General features: G+C 65.8%; 15 protein-coding genes. 5 read left to right on the top strand and 10 right to left on the bottom strand.

Annotated elements, in window-relative coordinates; translation table 11 throughout:
• Positions 1–184: 184 nt before the first annotated feature.
• From ACDC67_RS02700 to radA, 8 genes are all read right to left on the bottom strand, one after another.
• A complete protein-coding gene (locus ACDC67_RS02700; RefSeq protein ID WP_376690361.1) occupies positions 185–1,108 on the bottom strand; it encodes a hypothetical protein in 924 nt (307 codons plus the stop codon).
• 144 nt (positions 1,109–1,252) lie between these two features.
• Positions 1,253–1,972 (bottom strand): S-methyl-5'-thioinosine phosphorylase, encoded by a 720-nt coding sequence (locus ACDC67_RS02695; RefSeq protein ID WP_376690360.1) that lies wholly within the window; start codon positions 1,970–1,972, stop codon positions 1,253–1,255.
• A complete protein-coding gene (locus ACDC67_RS02690; protein ID WP_376690358.1) occupies positions 1,969–2,529 on the bottom strand; it encodes a phosphoribosyltransferase family protein in 561 nt (186 codons plus the stop codon). The genes ACDC67_RS02695 and ACDC67_RS02690 overlap by 4 nt, the downstream gene beginning before the upstream one ends.
• Positions 2,516–3,826, bottom strand: coding sequence for a mechanosensitive ion channel family protein (locus tag ACDC67_RS02685; RefSeq protein WP_376690356.1), 1,311 nt, complete (start codon positions 3,824–3,826; stop codon positions 2,516–2,518). Before ACDC67_RS02685 ends, ACDC67_RS02690 begins: the two co-directional genes overlap by 14 nt.
• Before the next feature lie 8 nt (positions 3,827–3,834).
• Positions 3,835–4,851, bottom strand: coding sequence for a beta-N-acetylhexosaminidase (nagZ, locus tag ACDC67_RS02680; RefSeq protein ID WP_376690355.1), 1,017 nt, complete (start codon positions 4,849–4,851; stop codon positions 3,835–3,837).
• Positions 4,848–6,173, bottom strand: coding sequence for a 23S rRNA (uracil(1939)-C(5))-methyltransferase RlmD (gene rlmD / locus ACDC67_RS02675; protein ID WP_376690353.1), 1,326 nt, complete (start codon positions 6,171–6,173; stop codon positions 4,848–4,850). Before rlmD ends, nagZ begins: the two co-directional genes overlap by 4 nt.
• A 194-nt stretch (positions 6,174–6,367) precedes the next feature.
• Positions 6,368–6,949, bottom strand: a complete 582-nt coding sequence (locus tag ACDC67_RS02670) for a YdbL family probable chaperone protein (RefSeq protein ID WP_376690351.1) — start codon at positions 6,947–6,949, stop codon at positions 6,368–6,370.
• Between the two features lie 102 nt (positions 6,950–7,051).
• Complete coding sequence (radA, locus tag ACDC67_RS02665) at positions 7,052–8,419, bottom strand: DNA repair protein RadA (protein WP_376690350.1); 1,368 nt, start codon at positions 8,417–8,419, stop codon at positions 7,052–7,054.
• Between the two features lie 320 nt (positions 8,420–8,739).
• On the opposite strand from radA, the gene pspF reads away from it, so the two are divergent.
• Positions 8,740–9,750 carry a phage shock protein operon transcriptional activator gene (gene pspF, locus ACDC67_RS02660; protein WP_376690348.1) on the top strand — a complete coding sequence of 337 codons (1,011 nt, stop codon included), beginning with the start codon at positions 8,740–8,742 and terminating at the stop codon, positions 9,748–9,750.
• Here pspF and ACDC67_RS02655 read toward each other — a convergent pair.
• Entirely contained in the window at positions 9,741–10,898 is a 1,158-nt protein-coding gene (locus tag ACDC67_RS02655; RefSeq protein WP_376690346.1) for a GGDEF domain-containing protein, read from the bottom strand. The genes pspF and ACDC67_RS02655 overlap by 10 nt on opposite strands.
• A gap of 93 nt (positions 10,899–10,991) precedes the next feature.
• Between ACDC67_RS02655 and ACDC67_RS02650 the strand changes: the two genes are divergently transcribed.
• The 4 genes from ACDC67_RS02650 (at position 10,992) to ACDC67_RS02635 (ending at position 14,678) form a co-directional block, all read left to right on the top strand.
• The gene (locus ACDC67_RS02650) at positions 10,992–11,777 is read left to right on the top strand and encodes an SIR2 family NAD-dependent protein deacylase (protein WP_376690344.1); all 786 of its coding nucleotides are present in this window, start codon (positions 10,992–10,994) and stop codon (positions 11,775–11,777) included.
• A 58-nt stretch (positions 11,778–11,835) separates the two neighbouring features.
• Positions 11,836–12,882, top strand: coding sequence for an L-threonine 3-dehydrogenase (gene tdh / locus ACDC67_RS02645; protein ID WP_459117367.1), 1,047 nt, complete (start codon positions 11,836–11,838; stop codon positions 12,880–12,882).
• Between the two features lie 106 nt (positions 12,883–12,988).
• Entirely contained in the window at positions 12,989–14,182 is a 1,194-nt protein-coding gene (kbl, locus tag ACDC67_RS02640) for a glycine C-acetyltransferase (RefSeq protein WP_376690343.1), read from the top strand.
• Between the two features lie 13 nt (positions 14,183–14,195).
• Positions 14,196–14,678 (top strand): ion channel, encoded by a 483-nt coding sequence (locus ACDC67_RS02635; RefSeq protein WP_376690341.1) that lies wholly within the window; start codon positions 14,196–14,198, stop codon positions 14,676–14,678.
• Between the two features lie 9 nt (positions 14,679–14,687).
• On the opposite strand, the gene ACDC67_RS02630 is transcribed toward ACDC67_RS02635, so the two are convergent.
• Positions 14,688–15,503: an SDR family NAD(P)-dependent oxidoreductase gene (locus tag ACDC67_RS02630; RefSeq protein ID WP_376690339.1), complete on the bottom strand. Its 816-nt coding sequence runs from the start codon at positions 15,501–15,503 to the stop codon at positions 14,688–14,690.
• Between the last annotated feature and the right edge of the window lie 38 nt (positions 15,504–15,541).

Below are 15,541 nucleotides of genomic sequence, written 5' to 3'. Positions count from 1 at the left end.
CGAAACGGCGCGCGGCCTGAGCTAGGGCCGAAGACGCTTCGGGCACAAAGGTTTTGTTTCGGTCATTGAAAATTGGGTCATTGGACATTGTTTGTAAATTGGTGCTTGGAATTTGAAAATTCGAAGTCCACCCGCAGCCGCTCGGCCGTCCGACTTCGACTATTCCAACCGAAAGCCCGCCAATTCAGAATCCCGCCGCCTGCGCCGAACGATTGACCAGCAAGCGGCCGGTCGTGTAGCAGGCGTTGAGGAAGGCGGCGATGTTTTCCGGTGTTTCGCCCGACAGGCGGTGCAGGTCGTCGATGCCGACCGGTGCGCGGATGAGAATCCGGGCCAGCTTGGCATAGCGCTCGTGCTTCATCGCATCGCTCGGGGCCTGGGTCAGCATGAACTGGACTTCGCCGAGCAGGTCCGGGTGGAGCCTGCCGCGCGACTGGGCCAGGCCGGCAAACCACTTGAGTTCACTCAGGGGGCGACGCACGACCTGTTCGACTGCATCGACCAGGTCGGCACTCGAGACCGGCTTACCGGCGGAGGCCGGCATCGGCCGCGCAAACATCTGGGGCTGCATGTCGGCCATCGTGCCGTCGTAGAACCAGCTGCCGGAACCGGGATCGATCACGAGCCGGGGCCAACCCGCCAGGTCGATCACGACCGGGCTGCTCCAGGTCTGTCGCCGAAGATGTTCGGCCAGGGTGGCGTGATCGGGATCGTCCGACTGCTCGATCCCCAGCCATTCGGGGCGCCCACCTTCATCGGGCGCCTCGATCCGCTCCGACCCGGGGGGCGGAACGTCTTCGGAACTGACCCGCTCGAGCAGATTCAGGAACTCGCGGGAGCGCAAGGGCTTGTGCAGCACGTGCTCGGCCGCGAATTCACGTCGCCGCGTCAGGGCAATCGGGTTGTGGCCGGCCTCGCGCAACTCGCGCCAGCGCGACTCGCCGTCATCGGAGTCCACATCGATGATCGTGACGTTGCCGCCGGGCTCGTCCATCACCTGCCAGGTGCCCCCACCGCTGCGCACACCGGCGAGGTTCAGCAGAGACCGCATGACGGTACGCTCTTTCTGGCCGGTCTCGAGTACGGAAAGGGTCGGGGTTTCGGGCATGCCGTAATCCTCACTGGCTGGTTCGGCAGTCCACTACAGCATAAGACGTAGAACCCGAAAACCCAAGAAGAATCAGGGAGAAGCGGATCACAGTTTGGCCCCGGAAAGCGCCAGGGCAGTTGGCGTGCCGAACCTGTCCCGCCCTTACAGGGCCTCAAGCAGCTTGCGGACCCGGCTCATGGAGCTGGCCAGGACCTCGTGGATGGCGTCCTCGGAAATCGGAGCCTCGTCGAGGCCCGCGGCCGCGTTGGCGACCACGCACAGGCTGGCGTAATCGATCCCCGCCTCACGCGCCAGGGCCGCCTCCGGCATGGTCGTCATGCCCACCAGGGTTGCGCCGTCGCGGCGCATCCGGGCAATCTCGGCCGCCGTCTCGAGCCGCGGGCCCTGCGTTACGGCCACGCAGCCTCCGTCGGCGCAGGCCACCCCCGAGCTGGAAGCCGCCTCCAGCAGCCGCGCGCGGGCGGGGCCGGCAAAGGGTTGGGAAAACTCGATATGGCGCAAGGGGCTGATGTCGTCATCGCTGAAGCTGTGACTCCGACCCCAGGTGTAGTCGATCAGCTGGTCGGGCACGACCAGCGCGCCGGGCCCGGCCGCCGGATCCATGCTGCCGACGGCATTGATCGCCACCACCCGGTCGACGCCCAGGCGATGGAGCGCATCGATATTGGCGCGGTAGTTGACCCGATGCGGCGGAATCCGGTGGGGGCGGCCGTGACGGGCCAGGAACCAGGCTTCGCCGCCGGGCAATCTGACCCGCGCCAGCGCCGCGGACGGGCGCCCGTAAGGCGTGTCCACGCGTCTTTCCTCGAGCACGTCGAACAGATCCAGCGCACCGGTGCCGCCGATGATCGCCAGGCTCATGACGGCAGCGCCCAGATACCGTCAAGCTGCCGCCACAGCCCGCGATAGTCCATGCCGCAGCCGAACACGTAGCGATCCGGCACTTCCAGGGCATGATCGTCCACCCAGTCACGATCGAGGCCGCGGTCGTGACGCTTGCGCGCCAGCACGGCGGTGCTGACGTGCTCGACACCCTGGTCGCGCAGGCGGCTCGCAACGGCGGCCATGGTGTGGCCCTCGTCGAAGATATCGTCGACCAGGAGCACGTGGTCGCCCAGCGGCATGTCTTCCGGCCAGTGCTGCCAGTGAATCTCGCCGCCGCTCGTGGCTTCGCGGTAGCGGGTAGCATGCACATAGTCGATGCGAAGTGCGCTGCCGAGGCGACGGCTGAGCTCGACGGCCGGGTACATCCCGCCCTTCATCAGCGCGATCACCGACAGCACCTTGTCGGCCGCCACAAGGCCAGCGATACGCTCGGCCTGCATGTCGAGAGCGCGGGACACTTCCCCTGCCCCGAACAGGCACTCGGCCCCGGCCGGCCAGTGCGGGTTATCGTGAACCGAATCAGGCACTGCCATCACCACCGTCTCCGCTGTCTCCACCGACGTCGCCGCCGCGCGGCTCGCGCTCATCGTCACCACTGTCGGTCTTGACCTGCTTGCTGGTTTCTTTCTCCCGGCGTGAGCGCTTGGTGGACTTGCCAGCGCCCTTCTTCGAGCGCGAGCCATTCTCCGAATCGCTCTCTCGCCGCTCGGAAAGGGCGGAACCGACAGCGCTTGCGTCCTCGGCCATCTGCTCGGAAAGATCGACCTTGAGCGTACGGGTCGGGAAGGCAACCTCGGCACCAAACGACTCGATGATCTCGCCGACACCCAGCAACACGTCCTCGCGCACCTGGTGATATTCCGTCCAGACCACGGTCTTGGTGAAGCAGTACACCATGATGTCGAGCGAACTCTCCCCGAAGCGGTCGAAGTGCACCATCGTCGTCTGCGTGTTATCAAGCGCGTCGTGATTGTTGATGTATTCGCGAATGGCTTCGACAACCTTGCGCAAAACCGAAAAATCATCGTAGCGCACGCCGACATGCTCGGCGATACGGCGATGGGTCATGCGCGAAGGGTTCTCCAGCGTCACCGTCGTGAAGGTGGCATTCGGCACGTACATCGGCCGCTTGTCGAACTTGCGGATCCGGGTCACGCGCCAGTCGATATGCTCCACCGTGCCTTCGATTTCCCGGTCGGGGGAACGTACCCAGTCGCCGACCGAGAACGGCCGGTCCATGAACACCGTAAGGCCGCCGAAGAAGTTGGCCAACAGATCGCGCGCCGCCAGGCCCACGGCAATGCCACCGACACCACCAGCGGCCAGGAAGCCCGAGATCGGAATCTCGAGGACGCTCAGCGCCGTCAGCACGCCGGTAAGCACGAACGCAATGCGAACGATTCGACCCAGCACGGTTACCGTGGTGAGGTCGACGTACTCGTTGCGCTTTCGTCGTTCCTCGACGAAGGCCTGTTCGAAACCGGTCGTCAGCCGGAAGAAGAACCAGGTAGCCGCCAGCACCAGGCCGAGCTGCTGAGCGGCGTTGAGCAGCGATGAATCGAATGCGATGACATCCGAGTGCGGCGCAATCACACGCGCGGCCATGATCAGTCCCTGCCACCAGATCAGCAGCGACACCGGGCGCTTGCCGGCGTAGACCACCGCATCGTCCCACAGGTGATTGCTCTTGCCGGCCAACCGATCGAGATGCTTGATGAAAACCCGGTAGACCAGTTCCAGCAGCAACGCCGCCAGGATGATCGCAAAGGCCTTGATCGTCCAGCCCGGAATGCCGGCCACGCCGCCAAGATTGTCGATGAACTCCTGCATGCTTCTCCTCAGCTCAATGCCCGCAGCGAATCACGCCAGGCCCGAAACTCGGGCACCCGCTCCTGCTCTTCCAACTCGGCCATTGCGCGGCCGTAAAGCTGCTCCAGTGTGCCGACCCCGGGCGAAGTCCACGAACCTGTCGAGGCAATCAGCCCGCGTGCCGACTCGGGCCGGCAGACCAGCACCGCGTCACACCCGGCGGCCAGCGACTTTGCAACACGCTCCACCAAGCTGCCGGCCGGGCTGGCTCCGGCCATGTCCAGGTCGTCGGATATGACCACCCCCCGGAAATCCAGGCGCTCCCTCAGGATCTCGATGACCCAGGCGCGCGAATAGCCTGCCGGCTCATGATCGCGAGCTGGATAACACACGTGCGCCATCATAACGCTGTCGAGCGAATCGGCCAGTTCGGTAAAGGGCGCAAGGTCGTCCTCCAGAGCGTCCAGGTCACGCTCGTCGACCACCACTTCATCGTGGGAGTCGGCCTCGACCGAACCGTGCCCCGGAAAGTGCTTGCCGCAGCAGCGCATGCCCGCGTCCTTCATGCCCGCGATGTAGTGGGCCGCCAGGTCGGCAACGACCACCGGATCCGAAGACATGCCGCGATCACCGATAACGCTGCTGCCGCGATCGAGATCGAGCACCGGCGCAAAGCTCAGATCGACACCGTGCCCCAGCACTTCGGCCGCCATCACGCGTCCGTGACGGTAGGCCAGGTCGCGGGCCCGGTCCGGGTGCGAGCGGTGCCAGCGGCCCAGCACGGCCAGCGGCGGCAATGGCGTGAAGCCGTCGCGGAAACGCTGCACGCGACCGCCCTCCTGGTCGACGGCCAGCAACAGCCTCGGCGAACGCAGAGCTCGAATCTCTCCGGTCAGACGACGAAGTTGCTCGGGTGACTCATAGTTGCGCGAGAACAGGATGACGCCGCCCACAGCCGGTTGACGCAGCATGTCCGCGGTGGACTCGTCGAGCGACGTACCGTCGATCCCGACGATCAACGGTCCCAGCGGAAGTTGCTCGCTCATAGGCGCTCGAACAAGGCGATGGATTCGACGTGGGCGGTGTGCGGGAACATGTCCGCGATGCCGGCGCCGGCGAGCCGGAAGCCGTGCTGCCTGACGAGTTCTCCGGCGTCGCGGGCCAGGGTGCCCGGGTTGCAGGACACGTAGACGACTCGCTTCGCACCCGAGTCGGCGATCATCGGCAGGATCTCGAAGGCGCCGCTGCGCGGCGGATCGATCAGCACGCCGTCGAAGCCGGCCCGGTACCAGGGTCGGCTCGAAACGTCTTCGGTCAGGTCGGCGACTTCCAGCTCGACGTTCTCGATTCCGTTGCGGCGCGCGTTGGCCCCGGCCGCCTCGATCAGCTCGGCGGCGCCCTCGATGCCCGTGACGTGGCCGGCGCGCTGAGCCAGCGGCAGCGTGAAGTTACCCAGGCCGCAGAACAAATCAAGAACCCGATCGTCGGACCCCGGATTCAGGAGATCCACGGCGCGCTTGACCAGGGCCCGGTTGATGGCGGCGTTGACCTGGATGAAATGCTGGGGGTGAAAGGCCATTTCCAGGTCAAAGTCATCGAGCCGATAGCTCAGCTCATGCGTTTCGGGCCAAAGCCGGTGGACCGTGTCCGGACCCTTGGGCTGCAGGTAGACGGCGATGCCGTTGTCGTCGGACCACGACTTGAGCTTCATGATGTCGTCGGAAGTCAGATCCCGCAGGTGGCGGATGACGATGGCCGAAGCCGCGTCCCCGCTTGCGGTCTCGATCTGCGGCACGGCATCGTCGACTGACAATTCGCCCAGCAGATCCGACAGGCTCCCGAGCCGATCGCTGAAGTCCGGATGCAGCACGCGGCAGTCGCCCACATCGGCCACGAAACGCCCCTGCGGCTCGCGAAAGCCGACCAGCACGCGGCCCTTGCCCCGGACCAGGCGGGCGCTCAGGCGGCTGCGACGGCGGTAGTACCAGGGTTCGGCCGAGATCGGTTGCCACCACTCGTGTGGACTGACCTCGCCGAGTCGTTCCAGGTTGTCGACCAGCCGCTTGTGTTTCCACTCGACCTGGGCGGCGTGATCGAGATGCTGCAGGGCGCATCCGCCGCAGCGATCGAACCAGGGGCAGTCGGGCTCGACGCGCTGGGGCGAGGCCTCCAGCACCTCCTCGCACAGCGCCTCATCGAAACGACGGTTGCGCCCGATGATCTTCGCCGAGACCTTCTCGCCCGGCAATGCACCGTGCACGAACACGGCCTTCTCACCGTGCCGTCCCACGCCGCGCCCGTCGTGCGAAAGATCCGTGATTTCGACGTCAATTGGTTCGGTCGGCAGGCGCCGGCGTCTTTTTCCCATGGGGTTTGGTTCTTTGGAGTTTTTGTGTTTTGGTGTCCCGGGTTCCGGGTTCCGGGTTCCGGACAAAATTGTAGGTCGGGGTCGCGTCCCCGACCTACGCGGGCTTCGATCCGAGCGCGCGGCGAAGCCGCCCCGCGACCCGCGAAATATGCCGCCTGAAACCTGAACCCTGAAACCTGAACCCTTCTTTCAAGTCATTTCTGAGTCCAGGACCCGTCCTCGGTCTGGTAATACCACCCCGAACGCGCATTGGCGATCCACTGACGCGCGAAGGTCTTGCGGATATCGTCTTCCCATTCGGGGTGCCCGTTGGCGATGGCGATCTCGCGGTAGACGGCGTTGCGGTCGGAGTTCTCTTCGCCGACCACGCGCTCGAGATTGCGTCGATCGCCCAGGCTCACGGCTGATCGGTCGCGGATTTCCACCAGGCCGTCGTTCGAGAACCCGATGGCGCCGGCGTCGAACCAGGCGGCCAGGTGCTCGCGCTGGCGCTCGGCCATGCGTTCCTTGATGGCCTGGATCTGAGGCGTGTCGATGTCGATATCGGGGCTTTGCGCGTGCGCCGTACCCACGGGTGAAAGCGCGTGCCACCACTGCGTGCGTGCGGCCTGCGGCTCGCTTGACGGCGCGGCCGGCACATCCTCGCCGAGCACGTCGCGAATGAAGCGATCGGCTGCCTTTTCGGCGGCCGCTTCGGGGAAATAGACGTTGATCGTTACACAGGCCGCCAGCATCATTACGCTGGCGATGGACGTCATGGACAGGAAGCGATGCATGTACCTTCTCCTTGAAGGAAGATCGACGGTGACAGACTGGCACCACCGGCCTGAATCGGCTCTGAATAGTGTAAGGGAATTGGATCGACTCTTCGCGGTCGATCAGATGGCGTCGAGGGCCTGCGCCAGCGTCCGGCAGCCCTTCGCGGTGATGCGCGCCTTCACGCCCTTGAGGTTGGCCTCGGGCACGAGCGCCTGATCGAAGCCCTGCCCGGCCGCCTCGCGCAGGCGCTCCTCGCCGTTGTACACGGGCCGGAGCTCTCCGGCCAGACCCACCTCGCCGAAGGCGACCAGGCCCTTGGGCAGGGGCTTCTCGCGCAGGGAAGACTTCAGGGCCAGGGCGATGGCCAGATCGCTGGCGGTCTCGCTGATGCGCATTCCGCCGGCAACGTTGACGAACACGTCCTGGTCGCCCACCACGATGCCGGCATGGCGATTCATGACCGCAAGCAGCATGGCCAGGCGATTGGGATCGACGCCGACGGCCACCCGGCGCGGGTTCGACAGGTTCGAAGGCGCGACCAGGGCCTGCACCTCGACCATCAGCGGCCGGGTTCCCTCGCGCGTGACCAGCACGCAGCTGCCGGCGGCCGGTTCTTCCTGGCCCGACAGGAAGATGGCCGAGGGGTTGGCCACCGCCTTGAGGCCCTTGTCGGTCATCGCGAACACGCCCAGCTCGTTGGCCGCACCGAAGCGGTTCTTGACCGCCCGCACCAGCCGGTAGCGACTGCCGGAGTCGGACTCGAAATACAGCACGGCATCGACCATGTGCTCGAGCACGCGCGGGCCGGCCAGCGCGCCTTCCTTGGTGACGTGACCGACGAGTACCACCGCGCAGCCGGTCTGCTTGGCGAACTGCACCAGGCGCGCGGCGCACTCGCGCACCTGGGCGACGGCGCCGGGCGCGGACTGCAGCGCCTCGGTCCACAGCGTCTGGATGGAATCGACCACCATGAAGGCCGGCCTGCGTTCGGCGGCCGTGGCCAGGATGACCTCCAGGCTGGTCTCGGTCAGGCAGTCGAGGCGAGCGGGATCGAGGCCGAGGCGGCGCGCGCGCATGGCCACCTGGGCGGCCGACTCCTCGCCGGTCACGTAGAGGCTGCCGTGGCCGGCGGCCAGCGCATCCTGCGCCTGCAGCAACAGGGTCGACTTGCCGATACCGGGGTCGCCGCCGAGCAGCACCACCGAGCCGGGCACCAGCCCGCCGCCGAGCACCCGGTCGAGCTCGCTCAGGCCCGACGACAATCGATCGGAGGCCGCCTCGGCGCGCACCTCGGCCAGGTTACTGACCGCGGCCGAGGCTGTACCCGACCAGTTGCCCCGGCCCTTCGGCCCCTTCGTCGCCCCGGCCGGCTCGACCACGCTCTCTTCCATGGAGTTCCAGGCCCGACAGTCCGGGCACTGCCCCGACCACTTGGGAAAGCTCGCGCCGCATTCGCGGCAGGTGTAAGTCGTCTTCGCCCTGGCCATTGGGGGATTGTAAGGGGTCGCGGAGGTATTGAGTTGGGAGATAAGGTTTCAGGTTTCAGGGTTCAGGTTTCAGGTCGGCAGCTGTTGCGCGGTGGTGGGCGGCTTCGCCGCGATTGCCTCGTGCGAAGCGAAAGGTCAATTCCCTCAGGCCGGGCACGGAAGTTTCGCGGCGAAGCCGCCCCGCAATGATCTCGGTTGCCGCCTGAAACCTGAAACCTGAAACCTGAAACCTGAACCCTTATCCCCCGACCGCGAGCCCCCTCACATCGGACGCTGCCGGTAAGATACGCTCAAGGCACCCAACCCATCCGACGGATGTCATGAACCCCACCGACCAACCTGTCATCGGCGAATCGCCCGCCTTTCTCAGCGTCCTCGAGGACGTCTCGCGCGCGGCCGGGCTGAACCGGCCGGTGCTGATCGTGGGGGAGCGCGGCACGGGCAAGGAAGTGATCGCCGAGCGACTGCATTTCCTGTCTGCGCGCTGGGACGGGCCGCTGGTCAAACTCAACTGCGCGGCCATCAGCGAATCCCTGCTCGAATCCGAGCTGTTCGGCCACGAGGCCGGCGCCTTTACCGACGCCTCGCGCCAGCGCGCCGGGCGGTTCGAGCGCGCCGACGGCGGCACCCTGTTTCTGGATGAACTGGCCAGCACCTCGATGGCCGTCCAGGAGAAAATCCTGCGCGTGATCGAGTACGGGCAGTTCGAACGACTGGGCTCGACCCAGCCCCTGGAAGTCGATGTTCGCCTGGTCGGCGCGAGCAACGTCGACCTGCCCGCGCTGGCCGAGGCCGGGCGCTTTCGCGCCGACCTGCTCGACCGCCTGGCCTTCGACGTGATCACCCTGCCGCCGCTGCGCGAACGCCGCGAGGACATCCTGCCCCTGGCCGAGCATTTCGCGATGCGCATGACGCGGGAGCTGGAGCGCGAGCTTTTCGCCGGATTCGCCCGACCGGTCCTCGAGGCCATGCTGGCCTATCCCTGGCCGGGTAACGTGCGCGAGCTCAAGAACGTGGTCGAGCGCTCGGTCTACCGACTGAGCGAGCCGGACCAGCCGGTCGAAACGATCGAGTTCGACCCATTTGCCTCGCCCTGGCGGCCGGCCGGCCCGGCACAGGACGCCGCTCGATTGCCCGACCCCGCGCTGGAACCGGTCGACCTTCGTGGCTGGCTCGACGAACAGGAAAAGCGGCTGGCCGAGATCGCCCTGGCCGCCAGCGACGGCCACCAGGGAAAGGCGGCCGAAAGGCTGAAGCTGAGTTACGACCAGTTCCGCGGCATCCTGCGCAAGCACGGCCTGGTGCGCAGCCAGAAGGAAGCTCAGGACTGATCGGCAATCTCGATGCGGTTGCGGCCGTTGCGCTTGGCGGCGTAGAGCGCGTCGTCGGCCTTCTTGAGCCAGTGATTGAGGTTGGTTTCATCGGCCGACAGCGGTGCCGCGCCGATACTGACGGTGAGCGTGATATCGCCCCCCTCTGCCGGCAGCACGGTGTCTTCCAGCGCACGCCGCAATCGCTCGGCCAGCTTGCCGGCACGCTCGGCATCGGCCCCCTGGAGCACCACCGCGAATTCCTCGCCCCCGGTCCGGCCGATCAGGTCGTCGTCCCTGAGCACCTGGCGACAGATGCGCGCAAAGGCGACCAGCGCCTCGTCACCGGCCGGGTGCCCGAAGCGATCGTTGATCGACTTGAAGTGATCGAGGTCCATGATCAGCAGGGACAGGTCCCGCTCGCCGCCGCGCGAGCGGTCGAACAAGTCGCCGGCCCGCTCCAGGAAGGCCCGCCGGCTGCTCAAGCCGGTTAGCGAGTCGGTGCTGACCAGCCGGCGCAGTTCCTCTTCCGCGCGCATGCTTCGAATCGCCCCGCCGATCGTTCCGGAAGCGACCTCGAGCGCGTCGATCTCGGCCTGTCCCCACTGGCGCTCGGTGGTGCAATCGTCAAAGCCGATCAGCCCCCAGAACTTGCCGTCGAGAAAGATGGGAACGACCAGGATCGACAGGATCTCCTGGGCTTCGATCAGCTTGCGTTCGATATCGTCCATGTCGGCGGCAAAGCCCACCACCGGCTCCCGGGCCTCGAACAGCGCCCGCCAGTTCGGGATCAGGCGGTCGTAGGACATCCCCTGCATGTCGGGATTGTCGATCTCGGCCCGGATCCCCGGCCGCGTCCATTCGTAGCGCATGCTCGCCAGCAGTTCGCCGCTGTCGGCATCGCTGTGGTTTTCGAACACGTAGACCCGATCGGCCGACACGGCCTTTCCCAGAACGGCCAGCGCCGTGGGCATGACACGGTCGTTTCCCTGTGCGCTGAACAGGATGCGCGCGGCGCGTGCCAGGGCGTGGAGGATGGCCTCGCGCGAGCGTCTTTCCCGCTCGGCACGGCCGGACAGCCAGCCACGGCCGGTCAAGTAGACCAGCCCCAGGCCGAGCAGCACGCCGAGCAGCGCGCCCATACTCCCGTGAAACAGCCAGTTCGACATCCAATTCCTCTCCCTCTACCGATGCCCAGTATGGCGCACGATGGGGTCTAAAATGCCCCATACGCCCCGATTCCCGCAAGAATGGAGACATTCATGCCCCGCCAGACCTGCAATGATCCGAACCGGCTACCCGAGAAACTGATCGAGTGCCTGAGCACCGCAACCCGGCGAGTGTGCGCGCTCACCGGCGCCGGTGTCTCGGCGGAGTCGGGCATTCCGACCTTCCGCGAAGCCCACACCGGCCTGTGGGCGCGGTACGACCCGATGGAACTGGCCTCCCCCGAGGCCTTCGAACGCGAACCGGCCACGGTCTGGGACTGGTACCAGTGGCGACGCAAGCTCATTGCGGAAGCCCGGCCCAACCCCGGCCACGAAGCGCTGGCCGCGCTCGAGGAACATGTGCGGGAACTGGTCCTGATCACCCAGAACGTCGATGGCTTCCATGCCCTGGCCGGATCGACCGGAGTGCTCGAGCTGCACGGCAACATCCAGCGCAACATCTGCTCGCGCAGCCGGCGGCCCATCGATGCCGACTGGATCGAGCGCCACCGGGAAGCGCATCCGCCGCCCTCGCCACACCATCCCGACGGTCTCGCTCGACCGGACGTGGTCTGGTTCGGCGAGGCCCTCGATGCCGGCATCCTCGACGCGGCCTTCGCGGCAGCGCAGGACTGCGAAGTGATGATCGTGGCGGGCACCAGCGGCGCCGTCCAGCCGGCTGCCAGCCTGCCGGTGGCGGCCGCACGCGCTGGCGCCACCCTCATCGACATCAACCCCGAAACGAACGAACTCACCCGCTTCGCGCACTGGCACCTGGCCGGTTCTTCGGCGGCCTGGCTTCCGGCACTGGTCGCTGCGCTCGCCAACGGCCGCTCCTGAGCGGGGATCGGACCTTGTCGACTATAATGGCGGACTTGTTTTCAATCGGAGTTTCTCCATGACGAGCACCATGCGCGCGCTGGTCAAGCCCGATGCCGCTCCCGGCCTGGAACTGCGCGAGGTTCCCGTTCCCGCGCCGGGCCCGAACGAGGTCCTGATCAAGCTCGAGAAGACCTCGATTTGCGGCACCGATCTGCACATCTACCAGTGGGACGACTGGTCGCAGCGCACGATTCGTCCGCCGCTGGTCCTCGGCCACGAATTCGTCGGCCGAATTGCCACGCTCGGCTCGAGCGTGCAGGGCTACGAGGAAGGTCAGCGCGTCTCCGCGGAAGGACACGTGGTCTGCGGCGTGTGCCGCAACTGCCGCGCCGGCAAGCCGCATCTTTGCCCCAACACCGAGGGCATCGGCGTCAACCGCGACGGCGGCTTTGCCGAGTACGTGGTCGTGCCCGCCACCAACCTCTGGCCGATTCCCGACGAGATTCCCTCGGAGCTGGCCGCGTTCTTCGATCCCTTCGGCAACGCCGCGCACTGCGCGCTGCAGTTCGACCTGGTCGGCGAGGATGTGCTCATCACCGGCGCCGGGCCGATCGGCATCATCGCCGCGGGTATCGCCAAACACGTGGGCGCGCGCCATATCGTGATCAGCGACGTCAACGACTACCGCCTGCAGCTCGCCCGCGACATGGGTGCGACGCGCACCGTCAACGTGCGCGAGGAAAACCTGCTCGACGTGCGCAAGGAGCTCGACATCGACGGCTTCGACGTCGGCATGGAAATGTCGGGCAACCCGCACGCCTTCCGCGACATGCTGGATCTGATGTACAACGGCGGAAAGGTCGCCCTGCTCGGCCTGCTGCCCAAGGATGCCGGCATCAACTGGGACCAGGTCATCTTCAAGGGCCTGGAAGTGCACGGCATCTACGGCCGGCGCATGTACGAGACCTGGTACAAGATCACCCAGATGGTTCTCACCGGCTTCCCGCTGCACAAGGTACTCACCCACCAGATCGCCATCGACGACTTCGAAAAAGGCTTCGAGTTGATGGCCTCGGGCCAGTGCGGCAAGATCGTCTGCGACTGGACCGGCGACATTGAATAGGGTTCAGGTTTCAGGGTTCAGGTTTCAGGAAAACCATTCCGAAGCCCGCCCCTGAAACCTGAAACCTGAAACCTGAAACCTTCGAACCAACCGGAGCCAACAAGACATGAGCGACCAATCAACTCTCCGGAGACTGCAGGACGAACTCGAGCAGATCGAAGCCGACGGGCTGTACAAGCGTGAGCGGCAGATCACCACGCCGCAGCGGGTCGAGATCGAGACGCTCGAAGGCGGCAAGGTGCTCAACTTCTGCGCCAACAACTACCTCGGCCTGGCCGACCATCCCGACATCATCGCCGCGGCCAAGGAAGCCCTCGACGGCCACGGTTTCGGTGTGGCCTCGGTACGCTTCATCTGCGGCACGCAGGACCTGCACAAGCAGCTCGAGAAGACCATTGCCGAGTACTTCGGCAAGGACGACGCGATTCTCTACGCCGCCTGCTTCGACGCCAACGGCGGCTTGTTCGAGCCCCTGCTGGGGCCGGAAGACGCGATCATTTCCGACCAGCTCAACCACGCCTCGATCATCGACGGCGTGCGCCTGTGCAAGGCCGAGCGGCATCGCTATCCCAACTCGGACATGGAAGCGCTCGAAGACATCCTGCAGAAAACGCAGGACAAGCGCACCCGACTGATCGCCACCGACGGCGTGTTTTCCATGGACGGCTATGTCGCCAAGCTCGACGAGATCACCGCCCTGGCCGAGAAGTACGACGCGCTGGTGATGGTCGACGACTGCCACGCCACCGGTTTCTTCGGCCCCACCGGCCGCGGCTCGGCCGAGCATCACGGCGTGATGGACAAGGTCGATATCTTCACCTCGACCCTGGGCAAGGCACTGGGCGGCGGCATGGGCGGATTCACCGTCGCCAGCCAGCCGGTCATCGACCTGCTGCGCCAGCGATCCAGGCCCTACCTGTTCTCGAATTCCCTTGCGCCGCACCTGGTCGCCGCCAGCCTCAAGGTCTTCGAAATGCTGTCGGAATCCAGCGAGCTTCGAGATCGCGTCGCCGAGAACACGAAATTCTTCCGCCAGGCGATGACCGACGCCGGCTTCGAGCTGCTACCGGGCGAGCACCCGATCGTACCGGTGATGCTGCACGACGCCCCGCTGGCGCAGAAGATGGCCGACGAACTCTTGAAAGAAGGCATCTACGTCATCGGGTTCTTCTACCCGGTGGTACCCAAGGGCCAGGCGCGGATCCGCACGCAGATTTCTGCCGCCCACACCCGCGAACATCTCGAGCAGGCCGTCGACGCCTTCACCCGGGTCGGCAAGCGCCTGGGCGTGATCGACTAGCTGACGCTGGAAAATGGGCGAAATCGGCAGCGCGGAATGGACCGTCGCCCTGACCACACTCGTCGTGGTCATGCTGGCCATATTCTTTCATTTCGAGGTCATCGCCGCGCTCAATCGCTGGGGTGCCGAGCGGCGCCTGAGACGCAGAGGAAGCAGTCACCATCACCACCGCCCCACCCTGCTGATGGTGATGTTCGCCCTGCTGCTGGCCCACATCGCCGAGATCTGGCTGTTCGGCCTGGCCTACTGGGCCCTGCTGTCCTTACCGGAGCTCGGCGCCATCGAGGGCTACGGTTCGCTGAACTTTCTCGACTGCATCTATTTTTCAGCAACCACCTACACCACGGTAGGCTGGGGCGACCTGTTCGCCACCGGACCGGTGCGCTTCCTCGCCGGCACCGAGGCGCTTGTGGGCTTCATGCTGATCACCTGGTCGGCCTCGTTCGTCTACCTGATCATGGCCCGCACCTGGGGTGAGGACGAAAGCGGATTGTAGCCCCCGCGGTCAGCGCTGGCGCTGCATCGCCTTGCGCACGCCGCGCACCATCATCCGGTAGTACAGACCGGGAAACCAGCGCTTGAGCCGCCACAGCCAGCGCGTGTTGGCGTGAGTGAGGATCATGAACCGCGGCTTTTCCACGGCCCGGAAGACTTTATGGGCAACGTCCTCGACGGTCACGCCGGAGTTGTCCATCCAGCGCTCGACGCGCTTTTGATAGCCGCTGTCGGGCGCCCGCATGGTCTCGGTCAGCCGGGTACGCACGAAAGCCGGGCACAGTACCGAGACCTCGACACCGGCCGCTGCCATTTCGATCCGAAGCATTTCCGACATGGCGATCACGCCGGCCTTGGCCGTGCCGTAGGCGTTGATCTGGGGCGCACCGGCCAGCCCGGCAAACGAGGCGACGTTGATGATGTGCCCCCGGCCGCGCTCGCGCATGCCCGGCGCGAAGGCCTTGCAGCCGGCGACCACGCCCATCAGGTCGATGTCGGTGACCCACTGCCAGTCTTCCAGCGGTGTTTCTTCCAGCGAGCCGCCGACGGCAACCCCGGCGTTGTTGATCAATACATCGAGCCCGTTGCCGGCTTCGGCCACCGCCTCGACCGCGCGCTGCCAGTCGTTCCACTCGGTCACGTCCATGGTCAGCGAAGTTGCGGCCTGGCCCAGTTCCTCGGTCAGCGCCCGAGCGCCTTCCTCGTCCCGGTCAGCGATGATGACGCGCCAGCCTTCGCCGACAAAGCGGCGAGCCATGGCCGCGCCAAGACCCGAAGCCGCGCCGGTAATCAGGGCCGTTCTTTGCTTTTGCTTTGATTCATTCATGCGGGCATTCTCCGCGAGGCCGGCGTCCGGCACAAGCA

It is taken from the genome of Wenzhouxiangella indolica, from assembly GCF_042310355.1.
In the GTDB taxonomy this organism is placed as follows: Bacteria; Pseudomonadota; Gammaproteobacteria; order Xanthomonadales; family Wenzhouxiangellaceae; genus Wenzhouxiangella.
Note: the sequence above shows the minus strand (reverse complement) of the source record. Positions and strands in the feature narration are given on the sequence as shown.